The following is a 17,288-nucleotide window of genomic DNA, read 5'->3' as shown; positions in this document are numbered from 1 at the left end:
TAGATGATTCACATTATTAAATAAACTGGATATTTAAGGAGGAATAACTTACTAAGTACAGAATTTATATAATAAGTGGTGAAAAGTGGGGGAATGTGGTACAGTGTTAAAAGAAAGTGGGGGTAGTAGGCATGTTCATGGGGGAATATCATCACAGCATTGATTCAAAAGGGCGTATTATCGTTCCGGCTAAGTTCAGAGAACATCTTGGCGATTCGTTTGTATTGACTCGTGGTCTTGATCAATGCTTGTTTGGCTACCCGATGGATGAATGGCGTCAACTGGAGGATAAGCTGAAAGGCTTGCCATTAACCAAGAAAGATGCCCGAGCTTTTACCCGATTTTTCTTTTCCGGTGCAACTGAATGTGAACTGGATAAACAAGGAAGGATCAATATCCCCACACCGCTAACTTCATATGGAAAATTAGAAAAAGAATGCGTCATTCTCGGAGTTTCCAATCGAATTGAGATTTGGAGTAAGGCCATTTGGGAAGACTATTTTTCAACATCAGAAGATTCATTCGCTGAAATAGCCGAGAATATGATTGGCTTTGATATTTAAACGAAGAATCTGCATCACTAATCGATTGGAAGGATGTATTACATGTTTCAACACACAACCGTACTACTCAAAGAAACTGTTGATGGATTACACATTAAGCCAGACGGCATATATGTTGATTGTACACTTGGAGGAGCAGGACATAGCGCTTATTTAGCATCTCAGTTATCGGATAAAGGTAAGCTCTACGCTTTTGACCAAGATGAAACGGCCATTAAGAATGCCCATGAGAAATTAAAAGAATATGGCGACAGAGTGGTATTAATTCAGAACAATTTTAAACATATTGCAGAAGAACTTTTATTAAGAGGTGTACATGAAGTAGATGGAATTTTGTACGATTTAGGTGTTTCATCTCCCCAGCTTGATACCCCAGAACGAGGATTCAGCTACCACCATGATGCACAACTAGATATGAGAATGGATCAAACTGCAAGTTTATCCGCTTATGATGTGGTAAATAATTGGTCATTCCAGGAGTTAACGAAAATTTTCTTTCGATATGGAGAAGAGAAGTTCTCAAAGCAGATTGCTCGTAAAATCGAAGCGGCACGTGAAATTAAGCCGATTGAGACAACTGGTGAGCTTGTTGAATTAATTAAAGAAGGTATACCAGCTCCTGCGAGACGTAAAGGTGGTCACCCTGCTAAACGAATTTTCCAGGCGATACGAATTGCTGTGAATGATGAGTTAGGTGTTTTTGAAGACTCTCTGGAGCAAGCTATAAAATTACTTAAGCCAAATGGTAGAATTTCAGTCATTACTTTTCATTCATTGGAGGATCGTATTTGTAAATCAGTATTTAAACAATACAGTGATCTACCAGAAATGCCACACGGTCTCCCTGTTATTCCGGAAGAATTTCAACCAATTTTAAAATTAGTTACAAGAAAACCGATACTGCCATCGGAGGAAGAATTGGAAGAAAACAATCGTTCACGTTCAGCTAAGCTGAGGATTGCTGAAAAAAGATAAAGGAGGAAATTAAAATGAGCTCAGTTGCGAAAAAAATTCAAGAACAACAGATTCAAGAACAACAAAAATCTGTACAAACCGTCATTGTCCGTAAAACAAAAATTTCTTTTGGTGAAATGATGTTAATCTGTGCTTTGGCTGTTGGAATTGCTTTTATAGGGACCAAGGTAATTTCTAATCAGGCAGCAATTTATAAAACGAATAAAGAGATACAATTGACAAATCATTCTATAGAAGAACAGACTAGGGTGAATGTAGACTTAAAAGAACAAGTTAGTGAATTAAGTACGTATGAAAGGATTTGGAAAAAAGCAGCCGACCTTGGTTTAAAACTGAATGAAAATAACGTAAAGGTTGTGCAGGAATAATGCAAACGAAGCAAAAAAATATGAAGCTTGGAGCAGCGTTTTTATTCGTAGTATTCGGGCTGCTCTTTTTTGCGTTAGTTGCCCGTTTTTTCTACATTGAAGTTACCGGACAGGCTGGTGGGGAAGTACTTGCAGCAAAAATTGAAAAAAAATACGAAAAGCAACGGGTGCTTGAGGCGAAAAGAGGCAGCATTCTAGATACGAACGGTGAAGTAATAGCAGAAGATACAGCCTCCTATACGCTATTTGCGGTATTGGACGAAAAGATGAAACCCAATTATGTGGTTGATCCGAAACGAACAGCTAAAGAATTAGCAAAAGCTATTGATATGGATGAATCGGATATTTATGCACTTCTTACAAAAGATAAGAAACAAGTGGAATTCGGAAATGCAGGCAAGGATATCTCATACGATGTTAAATCAAAGATTGAGAAAATGAAGCTTCCTGGAATAGGATTTACTCGCGAAAATAAACGCTTTTATCCAAATGGCGTGTTTGCCTCTCATTTAATTGGCTATATTGAAAAAGATGAAAAATCAAATGAAATGATAGGTAAGATGGGGATTGAAAAGTTTTTAAACAAAGAATTAAAGGAAACAGATGGAAAACTGACGTTTGATGGTGATAGATGGGGATTCTCACTGCCTAATAGCAAAGAAAATGTAAAGGCACCAAAAGATGGTGCAGATGTTACTTTGACTATTGATAAAAAGATTCAGACCTTTTTAGAAGATTCAATGTCTAAAGTTCAGGAAAAATATGACCCAGAACAAATCATTGCCATTGTATCTAATCCGAAAACCGGAGAAATATTAGCGATGGGGCAAAGGCCTACTTTCCATCCAAAAACGAAAAAAGGATTGACAGATACATGGAGAAACTTAGCGATTGAGGAGTCGTATGAACCTGGTTCAACGATGAAAATATTTACATTAGCGGCAGCAGTTGAAGAAGGTGTTTTTAATCCGAATGAAACCTTTGTTTCAGGAAATTACAAAATAAAAGGAACAAAACCTATAAATGATCATAGTGGAATGCCGTTCGGAGAAAATATGACATTTCTAGAAGGAATTCAACGATCTTCAAATGTCGGTGTTGTAACGTTTGCAATGGACCGTCTTGGAGAAGAAAAACTCCGTGATTATATTACAAAATTTGGTTTAGATCGTATTACAGGGATTGATTTACCTTTCGAAAAAACTGGTACAATTCAGTACAAATATAAACGTGATAAAGCAATGACTTCTGTAGGACAAGCGTCGTCAATGACTGCTATTCAACAAATTCAAGCAGCTTCTGCAATAGCTAATAATGGAAAAATGATGAAACCTTATGTAATTAAAGAAGTGACTGATCCAAATAAGGGCGAAACGATTCAAAAAACTAATCCAACTATGGCAGGGCAGCCGATATCAGCAGAAACTGCCAAAAAGGTCCGTGAGTATTTAGGAACCGTGCTTACTGCAGAGCATGGGACAGGGAAAAAATATCAAATTGAAGGTTATGAAGTAGCTGGTAAAACAGGGACTGCTCAATTTAGTACAAGTGATGGCTTATCAAGAGGTGGTGGAAACTATATTTTTTCTTTTTTAGGAATGGCGCCACTTGATGACCCAGAACTTGTTGTCTATGTTGCGGTAAAAAAACCAAAATTAGAAGTAGGGGAAGCTGGGTCCGATCCAGTATCGGAGATCTTTAATCCAGTCATGAAAAGTAGCTTGCAATATTTAAACATTGAACCAGCAAATATTCCAAATCAAACTTCAGAAAAAATAAGTGATTATACAGATCAACCTGTAAAGTCTACGGTTGAAAATCTCCAAAAGTCGGGATACGAAGTTGTTACGATTGGAAAAGGTGCTACGGTTATCGATCAAGCTCCTAAAGCTGGAACGATTTTATTAGAAGGTGAAAAGGTTATTATCCGGACGGATGGAGATATGTTTGCTCCAGACTTAACAGGCTGGTCTCTAAGAGATGTTATGAAGGTGGCGAATATTGCGAAGCTGAAATTAAATGTTGCAGGAAACGGATATGTCGAAAGTCAGAATTTTAAAGTAGGTGCCGTGATAAAAGAAGCAGATTATTTCATTGTAAACTTGAAAAAGCCAGGGGATAAGGTTCAGGAAGAAATAGAAGATAAAGTTCAGGAAGAAATAGAAGATAAAGATCAAGAAGACGAAGTGGTTAATTAAATGGAATGAATAAGGATAATCTAAGAGCTGGCTCCGTGACAACTACGTACAGTTTACATGAAGTGTTAGAAAACACTTATAACTGTATGGAGAGTCCTGGGGCTAGCTCCTTTTTTACACTCTCATCTTTTTTTTATGCTAATTATTATTCAGAAGAAATAACGCCTTCATTTTTTGTTCTAGTTAAATTTAATACATCATATAACTGGTACAAGCAGGATGAAAATGGAGGTGCCTTTTTGTGCGTGTGTCAAATGTAACGGTAAGAAAACGGCTGGCAATCTTCTTACTTTTTGGGCTTACGGTCTTTACTATTATTGTTTTTCGATTAGGAATTGTTCAATTTTATCTCGGTGAGAAATTAACGGGACTCGCAGAGGATTCTTGGAGCCGAAATATTACTTTTGAACCAATGCGTGGTCAAATTCTAGATCGGAATGGTGTCCCGTTGGCAACAAATATCTCAGCTCCGACGGTATATGTAATTCCGAGACAAGTTGTCAATCCAGCTGAGACTGCAGAACAGCTCGCTTCTGTATTGGATATGGATAAAGAAAAAGCATATAAACTAATTACAAAACATTCTTCGAGCGAAAGAATACCTGAAGGAAGAAAAATCTCTCACGAAAAAGCAAAAGAAGTGAAGGCTCTTGGTCTCAAAGGGGTATACATTGCAGAAGATTCAAAGCGTTATTATCCATTTGGTGAATTCTTATCCCATGTGCTCGGGTTTACAGGCGCTGATAATCAAGGATTAATGGGAATTGAGCTATCCTATGATAAGGATTTAAGCGGTGAAAAAGGCTATGTAAAATTATATACCGATGCAAAAGGCAAAAAGATGGAGAATATGGCGGATGACTATAGTGCACCTATTAATGGTGATGATCTAAAATTGACCATAGATAGCAAAATTCAAACCATTGTTGAAAGAGAGCTAGATCTTGCAGAAGCGACTTATAATCCAGATGGAATAATTGCCATTGCACTGAATCCCAATAACGGTGAGATTCTGGCAATGTCAAGCAGACCGACATTCGATCCTGCTAATTTTCAAAATGTGAAAAGTGAAGTCTATAACCGTAATCTTCCTGTATGGAGTTCCTATGAGCCTGGTTCAACGTTCAAGATCATTACTCTCGCTGCAGCGTTGGAAGAGGGAAAAGTAGATCTGGAGAGGGATTCGTTCTATGATCCTGGGTATATCGAAGTAGCAGGGACGAAGCTTCATTGTTGGAAAAGAGGTGGTCATGGATCGCAAACATACATGGAAGTGGTACAAAATTCATGTAACCCTGGTTTTGTGGAGCTAGGAATGCGGCTTGGAAAAGATAAACTTTTTCAATATATTAGTGATTTTGGTTTTGGGAAAAAGACCGGGATCGATCTTCAAGGTGAAGGAACTGGAATTTTATTTGACATTGATAAGGTTGGACCCCTTGAACAAGCTACTACTGCGTTTGGACAAGGCGTATCAGTCACTCCGATTCAACAAGTAGCAGCTGTTGCGGCAGCAGTGAATGGCGGCACATTGTATACGCCTTATATCGCTAAAGAACTGGTTGACTCTCAAACAGGTGAGACAATCATGCGGAAATCACCTCAAGCAAAAAGGAAAGTCATTTCTGAAGAAACTTCCGCAAAAATCCGTGGAGCACTTGAGACTGTTGTAGCAAAAGGAAGTGGTACTGGGGCATATGTAGATTCATATCGCGTAGGTGGAAAGACCGGTACTGCGCAAAAAGCGGAAAATGGGCGCTATTTAGAAAACAACTATATCGTTTCATTCATTGGGTTTGCACCAGCGGATCATCCCGAAATAGTCGTTTATGTAGCGGTCGATAATCCGAAAGGAACAATTCAATTTGGTGGAGTAGTAGCGGCCCCTATTGTAGGCAATATAATGGAGGATGCATTACGAACAATGGGTGTGAAACCACGTGATACGCAAATTGAAAAGAAAACGAAATGGGATGATCCAGTCATGGTTGAATTACCAGATGTAGTAGGGTTAACTGCAAAGGAATTGCAAACACAGCTTATCGGCAAAGTAAACTTAGATATAAGTGGGGATGGGTCTATGGTAGTAAAACAGTCCCCTGAAGCAGGAGTAAAGGTAAAAGAAGGTTCAACAATAAGAATTTATCTTGGCGAAAGTTCAGAATAAGTATAGAATAATAAAGAAACAAATCAAGCGGCTGGGATAATTTCAGCCGCGGTTTTTTTACGCAGTGACAGGATTGTTCATGTGTTTAACCTAAGGACGAATCCTAACCTCGACAGATTGAATGCATTACTTTATAATAATGCCTTTAAATAGGCAGAGAGGAATGGAAAAATGAGACTTCAAGCGATACTTTCAACCTTACAATCTTTGACAAAGTTTGAAGGGGAAAATCCTGAAATAACCTCCATTGAACATGATACAAGACGAGTAAAAGAAGGAAGTTTATTTGTTTGTGTGAAAGGTTACACGGTGGATGGCCATGACTTTGCAGAAAAAGCAGTCGAACTAGGAGCAGTAGCTATTTTAGCTGAAAAACCAATGAGTGTAGGAGTCCCAGTGTTTGTTGTTCGTGATACGAAACGAGCTATGGCAGTCGTTGCCGATGCTTTTTACAATCATCCTACCCAAAAGCTTAAGTTAATCGGAATAACAGGAACAAACGGCAAAACAACAACGAGTCATTTGTTGGAAAAAATCTTTCAGGATGAGCATGTGGCAACAGGTTTAATTGGAACGATGTATACGAAAATTGGCGAAAAAATAGCTGAAACAAAAAATACGACACCAGACAGCATTACCTTACAACAAATTTTTCATCAGATGACGCAAGCTCAAGTGGATACAGCAATTATGGAAGTATCTTCACATGCATTGGAGCTTGGAAGGGTTCACGGTTGTGATTATGATATTGCCGTATTTACGAATCTTACTCAAGACCATCTTGATTTTCATGGAACGATGGAACAATACAAGTTTGCAAAATCCTTGTTTTTCTCACAGCTTGGAAATGCCTATGTAGATAATCGACCAAAATACGCAGTATTGAATGCGGATGATGGAGCGACAGAAGATTTCATCAAGGCAACAGCTGCACATATTCTTACATATGGTATTGATCAAGAAGCAGATATTATGGCTAAGAATATATCCATTCATTCAAGTGGAACTCAATTTACATTAGTAACTGCTGGAAGAGAGCAACTTGTGAACCTAAAACTAATCGGTAAATTCAGCGTCTATAATGTTCTTGCTGCCATAGGGGCTTCTTTATGTGCGGGAGTACAACTTGATTCAATCATCCGGTCACTTGAATCTGTCGAAGGTGTGGCAGGACGTTTTGAGCTTGTCCAAGGCGGTCAGGATTTTGCGGTGATTGTCGATTATGCCCATACACCTGACAGTCTTGAAAATGTCTTGAAAACAGTGCGTGAATTTGCAAATAAGAAAATATTTGTTGTAGTGGGTTGTGGTGGGGATCGTGATAAAACAAAACGACCAATCATGGCGAAAATTGCATCAGAGTGGGCGACAGACCCTATTTTCACTTCTGATAATCCTAGAAGTGAGAATCCATCACAAATTTTACGAGATATGGAAAAGGGAGTTACCGAAAAGAATTATCAGGTCCTTGAAGACCGGAAAGAAGCGATTGAATATGCAATCTCTGCGGCAACAAGTGGGGATGTTGTTTTAATCGCCGGAAAAGGCCATGAAACCTATCAAATCATCGGTAAACAAGTGCTTGACTTTGATGATAGATTGGTTGCAAAAGAAGCAATTTTACGAAATAGGAAGTAAATAAAGGGAGATTGTGTATACTTAAAAAAGAGAACGTTAATATCTATCATTATTAAGAGATAGACACAATGAGGTTTTACACTTTCTTAATGGGACGATGTCTCCTTTGAATGACTAATTCTCTTTTTTTGCTTATTAAAAAGTATCAGGATCTCTTCTTTCAACTAGTTTTGCTGACTAGCAAAAGCAACCCAACCTCACTTTGAGCGAGGTAATCTGATGGGGAAGAAATCTTCATGCAGTTGCTTAGCTTATGCTTATGCTAGTCTTTAGATTGATCAAGGTGCCTGCTTTTTTATAAAAGGCTATGTTAAAGCTCATTGTTGATTTTGGCTCTATGTTGATGGAGCGGAAGGCGTGAGACTTCTACTTAGAAAAGCGAGTCAAAGGGAGACCCCGCAGGCGCACAGCGCCGAGGAGGCTTCCGGACCGCCCGCGGAAAGCGAACCACTCTGTTGCAATCAACGGGCAAGTTTAACAGAGCCTTATATAAAAATATGAAGTAACAGGTTTATGTCTGAATGTACATGTGCCAACTCATAAACTACCTTGTGTCTCTTTGGTAAAGCTGTATGTAAAAACTTGTTTTTATAAAAAATCGGCGGCGGTTTTTCTTATACGAACAATAAAAAAACAGAAAGTGATGGAATTTCAAAAAATGTTTATTATGAAAAGAAATATAAGTATTCTGAACAAAACATCTGGAACATATCATGAAGTGGATGAAAAAACAGCAGTAGAATTAATAAATTGTTATGCTGCATTAGGAATGAGGGAATAGATTTATGTTAGAACAAGTAATTTTTTATACAATATTGACTGGGTTTTTAATTACGGTTCTTCTATCCCCGATTTTTATCCCTTTCTTACGCAGGCTTAAATTTGGACAAAGCATTCGGGAAGAAGGTCCGAAATCTCATCAGAAGAAATCTGGAACACCGACGATGGGCGGTTTGGTCTTTTTGCTTGCTATCGCCATTACAACTCTAACAATGGTATTTAAATTTTCTGAACCAACTGTAGAAATTTATTTATTGTTGTTTGTTATGATTGGTTTTGGTGTTTTAGGTTTTCTTGATGATTTCATAAAAGTGGTAATGAAACGAAACCTTGGCTTGACATCACGTCAGAAGTTAATTGGACAAATTATCATATCCGTCATTTTTTATCTAATCTATCGCAAGACAGATGCTTTCGTACCTGAAATTACGATTCCAGGAACCGACTTGGCGTTACATGTAGGCTGGTTTTATATCATCATTGTGATTTTCTGGTTGGTTGGTTTTTCGAATGCAGTCAATTTAACTGATGGATTGGATGGACTTGTTTCAGGAACGTCTGCGATTGCTTTTGGTGCATTTGCTGTACTAGCCTGGAATCAATCACAATATGATGTTGCGATTTTTTCTGTTGCCGTAGTAGGGGCGGTCCTTGGATTCCTCGTATTCAATGCCTATCCTGCAAAGGTATTTATGGGAGATACCGGATCTTTGGCATTAGGTGGTGCTATTGCGACCATCGCGCTATTAACAAATTTGGAGCTCTTATTAGTTATTATCGGCGGGGTATTCGTCATTGAAACATTATCGGTAATGTTACAGGTCGCATCTTTTAAAACGACAGGAAAACGAATTTTTAAAATGAGTCCTTTGCATCACCATTATGAGTTGGTCGGTTGGTCTGAATGGCGAGTCGTCGTCACATTTTGGTCGGTGGGCTTATTATTGGCGATTTTAGGAATCTATTTAGAGGTGTGGTTATAAGTGAAAGAGACTACTAGTTATTTAAGGAAAAAGATATTAGTGTTGGGATTAGCAAAAAGTGGAGTAACAGCAGCATCCCTTTTACATAAACTAGGTGCTTTTGTAACAGTCAATGATATGAAACCATTATCAGAGAATCCAGAAGCGCAAGGCTTACTGGAACAAGGAATCAAAGTTGTGTGTGGAAGTCATCCGATAGAATTACTTGATGAAGGCTTTGAACTTATAGTGAAAAATCCAGGAATTCCTTATCGAAATCCACTGGTTAAAGGGGCGATTGAAAGAGGCATTCCAGTCATCACAGAAGTTGAATTAGCCTATCAGATTAGCGAAGCACCGTTTGTTGCGATAACTGGAACAAATGGCAAAACAACGACTACAACGCTTATCTATGAAATACTCAAAGAAGGTGGAAAGTTGCCGTTGATCGCAGGAAATATTGGAACGGTTGCTTCTGGAGTGGCGGAAACTGCAACAGCTGATGAAACGATTGTTATTGAATTATCATCTTTCCAATTGATGGGGATTGATATGTTTAAGCCAGAGATCGCGGTTGTAACAAATATTTATGATGCTCACCTTGATTACCATGCTTCAAAACAGGAATATATTGACGCGAAAGCGGCGATAATGAAAAACCAAATCGACAGTGATTATTTTATCTATAATGCGAACCAAGAAGAAACGGTGAATATGGCAAAGAATTCGTTGGCAGAGCTTGTTCCATTTTCGATTACAAGCAAGTATGAAAATGGAGCGTATATCGAAGACAATGCTGTATATTTCCGTGGTGAGCGAGTAGTTAATATTTTGGATATTCGCTTGCCCGGAAAGCATAATTTAGAAAATGTACTCGCGGCCGTAGCAACTGCAAAACTTAAAAAGGTCAAGAATGAAGCAATTCAGCGTGTTCTTGCCACCTTCCAGGGGGTTACCCATAGAACTCAATATGTAGCAACCATTGAAGGAAGAATGTTTTATAATGATTCTAAGGCTACGAATATTTTAGCTGCATCAATGGCATTATCATCTTTCGAAGTTCCAGTTATCCTGCTTGCGGGAGGACTTGATCGAGGTAATGAATTCGATGAACTAAAACCATATTTGAAACATGTTAAAGCTGTCATTACATTTGGTGAAACTGCATCGAAAATTGAGCGTGTTGCCAGAGAAGCAGGAATATCTATTGTAAAACATGTCGATAATGTAGAGAAAGCCGTACCTGCAGCGTATGAAGTTTCTGAAGAAGGAGATTGCATCCTACTTTCACCTGCATGTGCAAGTTGGGATCAGTACAAAAGTTTCGAAGTAAGAGGAGACATGTTTATGGAGGCAGTGCATAAACTGAAATAAGAGCTTCTTTCTTGAAACACTGAGCTTGCATAATGGAGGATAAATTCTACTTCTCTTGTTCGAATGACATCTTTAAAAAAAGTGATAAAGTAGTACTCTATTATTAACAGTTAAGATTATCCCCTATGGATGGTAGTTCAGTAATCGAAGCTAGATATGATTGACGCGCTTTTATATGATTGCTAATTTTTACCGAACCGGCTCGGCTTTTACAAGCAGTTTTCTAAGGGGGAAACTTGCCGTTACTAATGGGTAAACCTACTTATCACTTTTTTTGCTTATTATGTTAATTTCATTAGCATGATAAGAATAGAAGGCTCGTACAGGCTCTAATACGTACTAGAGGTGTATGACAGTGCCGTTGAAAAAATCAAATCCGGATTTTATATTAATTATTGTTACTTTATGTCTATTGGCGATTGGTTTAATCATGGTATATAGTGCTAGTGCAATATGGGCTGCTTACAAATTTGAGGGAGACTCGTTCTACTTTGCTAAGCGCCAGCTTCTATTCGCTGGAGTGGGAGTATTCGCAATGTTCTTCATCATGAATGTAGATTATTGGACATGGCGAACGTGGGCAAAGGTGATAATTATCTTTTGTTTTGTCTTGTTACTTGCTGTATTAATTCCTGGAATAGGTGTAGAGCGAAATGGTTCACAAAGCTGGATTGGTGTTGGCGCATTTTCCATTCAGCCATCAGAGTTTATGAAGTTAGCTATGATTGCTTTTTTAGCGAAATTTTTATCAGAACGGCAGAAGTTCATTACCTCCTTTAAGAAAGGACTAACTCCTTCATTGGGTATTGTGTTTTTAGCTTTTGGTTTAATTATGTTACAGCCAGATCTTGGGACAGGAACTGTTATGGTAGGGACTTGTGTAGTGATGATTTTTATTTCAGGGGCAAGAGTGATGCATTTTATTTGGCTTGGATTACTCGGTGTAGCTGGCTTTGTGGCTCTTATTGCTTCAGCACCATATCGGATAAAGCGAATTACCTCCTTTCTAGATCCGTGGGCAGACCCGCAAAATAGTGGCTTTCAAATGATTCAGTCTTTTTATGCAATCGGTCCAGGTGGGTTGTTTGGGCTTGGACTTGGTCAAAGTCGGCAAAAATTTTTCTATTTGCCTGAACCGCAAACGGATTTTATTTTTGCTATTATTTCAGAAGAACTTGGGTTTATTGGTGGAACTTTGGTGATTTTATTATTTTCATTGCTATTGTGGAGAGGGGTTCGGATTGCATTAGGAGCTCCTGACTTATATGGGAGTCTTGTTGCAGTTGGAATTATTGCCATGGTAGCAATTCAGGTAATGATTAATATCGGAGTTGTAACAGGGCTAATGCCCGTAACAGGAATAACTCTTCCGTTTTTAAGTTATGGCGGATCTTCTTTAACTCTGATGCTCATAGCGATCGGAGTACTATTGAATATAAGTCGATATTCAAGGTATTAAAAATCATAGCATGGCCTAAAGTAAATAATACCAATAACGTAAACTTCATCCCCCCACGGATTGTTAGTTGAACAAATCGGGCTTTTACTGACAGTTAATGCTGGATAATAACAATAGCACTTTCAAATTTAGAAATATGTCAAAGTAAATAGGAATTGCTCAAGAATGAGGAAACTCTTTCTATGGGCAATTCCTATTTTGAATCATGTTATCGAGAAAAAGTTGTGAATCATTCTTGTTTGAAGCTAAATAAGATAAATAGCAAATTATTATCCAATAAAATGATTCTAATTACCTATCAATCACTATTGAATATATTTTAATTTATGTAATAAGAACCGATTATATAAGTAATAAAAATTATTTATAGGTCTTTGGAGATGCAACGAGAGAAGCATTTGTAAAATAATTAAATATTTAAAATATTACTAGTTTGTTTCTTATATAAAATCTAGTGTTTATTGTGGTAATGAAAGGGTGTTTAGACTATAGTATAAGAGGGTAAAAGCTGATGGTGCTTTGTTTTCTATATCTTAGAAAAAATTTGGTGTTAAAGATAATTGATGTCTACCGTCTCTTTACATATAATATACGATGTCTTATTAGAAGTTATCCTGCATTAACGGGACTGAACTTCCAACTACAAGGCTTAAAGGATTTAAAGAAGCGAGTGGAAGTAACTGTCCGTAAATGCCCGATTGGTGAGATAAAGTGATACTTACCTTTGTGGTTTTCAAAGGTAAGTTTGCAACCACAGGATGTGGGTCACACAGATGTAAGACTCTAAAACGGGACTAATCAGTGGGGCGAATAAACCCTAACTGTTTCAAGTTTCACTTTATAGAGGGGCGATCGGATTATTCAAAAACGAACCGTTCAAACGATATAGCATACAATGAAAAAACTGCATGTGAGGGAGGATTATGATGAAAGAAGTTATAGAGAAATTACAACAAATGGAAATAGGGAAGGTTCGTGAAAATGAGCCGCTTGCAAACCATACAACAATGAAAGTTGGCGGTCCTGCAGATATTTTCATTGAGCCATCATCTCTTGAAAATTTAGAAAAAACGATGAAAATCATTAAAGAGTTTGATATCGAATGGCGAGCAATTGGGCGTGGATCAAATTTGCTTGTTTCAGATCAAGGCATAAAAGGTGCTGTTATTAAATTAGGTAGAGGTTTAGATGGGTTAGAAATAGAAGGTACTGAAATCACAGCAGGGGCAGGATTTTCACTTGTAAGTCTATCTGTACAATTTAGTAGAAAAGGACTTTCAGGATTGGAGTTCGCGAGTGGAATACCAGGTTCAGTTGGTGGTGCTGTGTATATGAACGCCGGTGCCCATGGATCAGATATTTCAAAAATATTAAAAAAGGCATATATTCTATTTGCTGATGGAACACTAGAATGGTTATCAGCAGAAGAAATGGAATTCTCCTATCGAACGTCGATCCTACAAAAAAAACGACCAGGTATTGTTTTAGCAGCTGTTTTTCAATTAAATCCAGGTAATCGGGAGGAAATTGTTGCAGCAATGCAGAACAATAAAAATTATAGAAAAGAAACTCAACCATATGATAAGCCATGTGCTGGAAGTATATTCCGTAATCCCCTGCCACAATACGCTGGTCAACTTGTTCAGGACGCTGGATTAAAAGGTTATGCAATTGGTGGAGCAAAAATTTCTGAAATGCATGGGAATTTTATTGTTAATACAGGAGAAGGTACAGCAGAAAATGTGTTAGCTCTAATTCAGCATGTAAAAGAAACTGTATATGAAAAATTTGCGATTAAGCTTGAAACAGAAGTCGAAATAGTTGGTCGAAGATAACTTCTGAAATAAAAAACATGCTTAATCATGTGCTATAAAGATATCCTGAAATAGTCTCATTAGCATTATTATGAGATCTTGTTCCTGCCGATTGGCAACAGGCGGATTACAAGCATAGTCCATTTGTTTTCAGGAAGAGGTGAGGGGGATGGAAAAAGGAAAAGTAGTTTCCATTGAAGATCGCATCCCAAAATTAAAAAATCTTAGAAAAAGAAAAGCGAATAGAAGATTGATTCTATTGCTATCTTTCTTTTTTATCCTAATTGCTTGTGTACTATATTTTCTTTCCCCATTAAGCCATATTAAAGAAATCAAAGTAAGAGGGAACCAATATTTATCATCAGATCAAATTGTTTCTTTAAGTGGATTAACAAATGACACGAACATTTGGAAAGTAAACAAAAGAGAATTGATAAATAAAATGAAAGAAAGTCAAGAGGAAATTGAATCTGTTACAGTTACAACACAATTTCCAAATTCAGTGTTGATTACGATAACCGAATTTGAACGAATCGCATACCTTTCAAAAAATAATCGATTCTATCCTATTATGGAAAACGGTAAGATCCTGACCGAGCTAAAACGGGGCGAAATCCCAGTTTTCGCTCCAGTACTGATTGATTTTACTGAAGGGGATGCTCTAAACCTATTATTGGATGAATTGAAAGCATTACCTGAAGAAATCCGTAACTCGATTTCTGAAATTCGTAAGGAACCTACCAAAACGGACCTCTATCATATAACGATGTTTATGAATGATGGTTTTGAAGTGAGTGCTACTAGCAGAACTTTATCCAAGAAAATGATACACTACCCTTCAATTGTTGCTCAATTAGACCCAAAAGTAAAAGGGGTCATTAATCTTGAGGTAGGCTCTTACTTTAGAGCATATGATACACCAAATCTAAAGGAAGAGAATGATGAGGGGTTAGCACAATGAAAATCATTAAAGGTAGAAAAGTCATCCTCTCCATCGTAAGTCTTATTTTAGGATTTATGGTTGCCTTTTCCTATAACTTAACAAAGCAAAAACAGAGAGAAGCAGCCATTGTAAATCAAACATGGGATCGAGAATATGAGCTTAGAAAACAACTGATTGAACAAGAGAAAGTAAACAGGAAACTTAGTGAGGAATTACGGAAAAAGCAAGCACAAGTAACAAATATTGAAAAAGATCTATCACAAGAAAAAGAATCCTTGTTTAAGCTTGCTGAAGAAGCCGAGAAATATCGGATGTTTCTAGGAAAGATTAAAGTGAGAGGACCAGGTCTTTCTGTGACACTTTCAGATGGTACAGCAGCAAAAGTGGACGATAACATAAATGATTACCTAGTGCATGAACAACATGTATTTAAGGTCATTAATGAATTGTATATCTCTGGTGCAGAGGCAGTGGCTGTTAATGGACAAAGATTGAATCATGATTCGTATATAGTTTGCAATGGTCCTGTAATTACTGTGGACGGACAGCAGTATCCCGCACCTTTTGTGATTACAGCCATTGGCAACACTAATGTTTTGGAGGCTTCACTTAACTTAGCTGGTGGAGTCAAAGATCAATTAGTGAATGAAAATATTATATTTACAATATTGAAGCAAAATGAAGTGGAAATGGAACCAATATTTAGTAGTTAAAAAAATCACCGTATGAAAGCTAGGTGACGTTTTTTGAAAAAAAGGAACAAAATTGCCTTTACTTTAATTGCGGTGATCGTTGGATTCATGGTAGCCATTCAGTTTAATACGATTAAAGAGCCATCCATCAAACAAGTAAAGGATACTCGTGATTCCTATGAACTTAGAAGCGGTATACTAAAGGAGCAGAAAGTCCAAACTGAATTGGTTAAAGAAATTAGAAATTTAGAAGAGAAACTTGCCCAATATGAAACAACTATAAGCCAAAGTAAGGAGCAAGTACTTAGTGAAACATTGGAAGAGCTTAGAAGTAATGCAGGTATGACTTCGGTGAGTGGAAAAGGAATTATTATAACCATTAAACCGATTGAGGAGAATATCCTATTAGGTGAGAACGTTCAGAATGTTTCTCCTGATCTTTTAAAGCGGCTGCTAAATGAATTATACCAATATGACGCAAAAGAGATTGCAGTAAATGGGCAGAGGATAATTACTACATCTGTTATTCGAGATATTAATGGACAAACAAAGATCGATGGCAAGAGTATATCAAGGGATTCTATTGAAATTAGGGTACTTGCTGAAAATGCTCAAAAACTCAAAGAAAGAATTCAGGTTTCTGAGACAATTGATAATTTTTATGTGGATAATTATGAGGTTACGATTACTAATCCATTAGACATAGTAACGCTACCGCCTTATCAAAACTCATTAAAAATTCAATATATGGAACCCATTGATGAATAGGAGGACTAATGACTATGTGGCTTCCTATTTTTGGCCTTTTAATAGGCATCGCTTTAGGCCTTTTAACGGATATCAAAATTTCTTCTGAATATGCGAACTATTTATCGATAGCAATTCTTGCAGCATTAGATACTTTAGTGGGTGGAATAAGAGCCCATTTACAAAATATCTACGATGAAAAGGTCTTTGTAACTGGATTTTTCTTTAATATCATCTTAGCTGCAAGTTTAGCTTTTCTAGGCGTACATCTTGGTGTAGACTTATATTTAGCTGCAGTTTTTGCATTTGGTGTTAGATTGTTTCAAAATATAGCAGTTATCCGACGCATAATTTTAACAAAATGGTCCCTTTTCAAAGAAAAAGCAGAAAAAAATTAGTGTGTTTTTAAAGGAAATATGGTATACATGACGAATATTGTTAAGAAGTGTATCGTTTATGAAACAGATGACCTGACATGTGGAATATTAGTTTTTAATACATGTATGATTCTGCTTTGAAAATTAGACAATGCTTATCCAAAGTAAATTGGATTCTTTGGTAGCTATATCACAACAATATGGTTATGAAGGATAAAAAGAACATTTGTA

Annotated in this window: 14 protein-coding genes; all 14 read left to right on the top strand. The window is 37.2% G+C overall.

The genetic code is table 11. The annotated features are described in order from the left end of the window. Positions 1–131 precede the first annotated feature (131 nt). The 14 genes from mraZ to HNP81_RS01125 all read left to right on the top strand — a co-directional run bounded on the left by mraZ (position 132) and on the right by HNP81_RS01125 (position 17,078). A complete protein-coding gene (gene mraZ / locus HNP81_RS01190; protein WP_182501306.1) occupies positions 132–563 on the top strand; it encodes a division/cell wall cluster transcriptional repressor MraZ in 432 nt (143 codons plus the stop codon). Between the two features lie 42 nt (positions 564–605). Then, a complete protein-coding gene (gene rsmH / locus HNP81_RS01185) occupies positions 606–1,538 on the top strand; it encodes a 16S rRNA (cytosine(1402)-N(4))-methyltransferase RsmH (protein WP_028392952.1) in 933 nt (310 codons plus the stop codon). 14 nt (positions 1,539–1,552) lie between these two features. Then, positions 1,553–1,906 carry a cell division protein FtsL gene (gene ftsL, locus HNP81_RS01180; RefSeq protein ID WP_182501305.1) on the top strand — a complete coding sequence of 118 codons (354 nt, stop codon included), beginning with the start codon at positions 1,553–1,555 and terminating at the stop codon, positions 1,904–1,906. Beyond that, complete coding sequence (locus tag HNP81_RS01175) at positions 1,906–4,104, top strand: penicillin-binding protein (RefSeq protein WP_182501304.1); 2,199 nt, start codon at positions 1,906–1,908, stop codon at positions 4,102–4,104. Before ftsL ends, HNP81_RS01175 begins: the two co-directional genes overlap by 1 nt. Positions 4,105–4,345: 241 nt before the next feature. Beyond that, positions 4,346–6,271, top strand: coding sequence for a stage V sporulation protein D (locus HNP81_RS01170; protein ID WP_028392949.1), 1,926 nt, complete (start codon positions 4,346–4,348; stop codon positions 6,269–6,271). Between the two features lie 171 nt (positions 6,272–6,442). After that, a complete protein-coding gene (locus HNP81_RS01165; RefSeq protein ID WP_182501303.1) occupies positions 6,443–7,909 on the top strand; it encodes a UDP-N-acetylmuramoyl-L-alanyl-D-glutamate--2,6-diaminopimelate ligase in 1,467 nt (488 codons plus the stop codon). 785 nt (positions 7,910–8,694) lie between these two features. Further along, positions 8,695–9,672 carry a phospho-N-acetylmuramoyl-pentapeptide-transferase gene (mraY, locus tag HNP81_RS01160; RefSeq protein WP_182501302.1) on the top strand — a complete coding sequence of 326 codons (978 nt, stop codon included), beginning with the start codon at positions 8,695–8,697 and terminating at the stop codon, positions 9,670–9,672. Next, positions 9,673–11,025: a UDP-N-acetylmuramoyl-L-alanine--D-glutamate ligase gene (gene murD / locus HNP81_RS01155; protein WP_182501301.1), complete on the top strand. Its 1,353-nt coding sequence runs from the start codon at positions 9,673–9,675 to the stop codon at positions 11,023–11,025. Between the two features lie 355 nt (positions 11,026–11,380). Next, the gene (gene spoVE / locus HNP81_RS01150; RefSeq protein ID WP_028392944.1) at positions 11,381–12,484 is read left to right on the top strand and encodes a stage V sporulation protein E; all 1,104 of its coding nucleotides are present in this window, start codon (positions 11,381–11,383) and stop codon (positions 12,482–12,484) included. A 926-nt stretch (positions 12,485–13,410) separates the two neighbouring features. Beyond that, positions 13,411–14,319 (top strand): UDP-N-acetylmuramate dehydrogenase, encoded by a 909-nt coding sequence (gene murB / locus HNP81_RS01145; protein WP_028392942.1) that lies wholly within the window; start codon positions 13,411–13,413, stop codon positions 14,317–14,319. Positions 14,320–14,467: 148 nt separating this feature from the next. Next, on the top strand, positions 14,468–15,259 hold the full coding sequence (locus HNP81_RS01140; protein ID WP_028392941.1) for a cell division protein FtsQ/DivIB: 792 nt from the start codon (positions 14,468–14,470) through the stop codon (positions 15,257–15,259). Then, the gene (locus HNP81_RS01135; RefSeq protein WP_028392940.1) at positions 15,256–15,954 is read left to right on the top strand and encodes a DUF881 domain-containing protein; all 699 of its coding nucleotides are present in this window, start codon (positions 15,256–15,258) and stop codon (positions 15,952–15,954) included. Before HNP81_RS01140 ends, HNP81_RS01135 begins: the two co-directional genes overlap by 4 nt. A 33-nt stretch (positions 15,955–15,987) precedes the next feature. Beyond that, positions 15,988–16,701 carry a DUF881 domain-containing protein gene (locus HNP81_RS01130; protein ID WP_182501300.1) on the top strand — a complete coding sequence of 238 codons (714 nt, stop codon included), beginning with the start codon at positions 15,988–15,990 and terminating at the stop codon, positions 16,699–16,701. A gap of 14 nt (positions 16,702–16,715) precedes the next feature. Then, positions 16,716–17,078 (top strand): small basic family protein, encoded by a 363-nt coding sequence (locus tag HNP81_RS01125; protein ID WP_028392938.1) that lies wholly within the window; start codon positions 16,716–16,718, stop codon positions 17,076–17,078. Positions 17,079–17,288: the final 210 nt, after the last annotated feature.

The organism is Peribacillus huizhouensis, assembly GCF_014138605.1.
GTDB lineage: Bacteria > Bacillota > Bacilli > Bacillales > DSM-1321 > Peribacillus > Peribacillus huizhouensis.
This window is presented reverse-complemented; position numbering and strand designations above follow the sequence as displayed.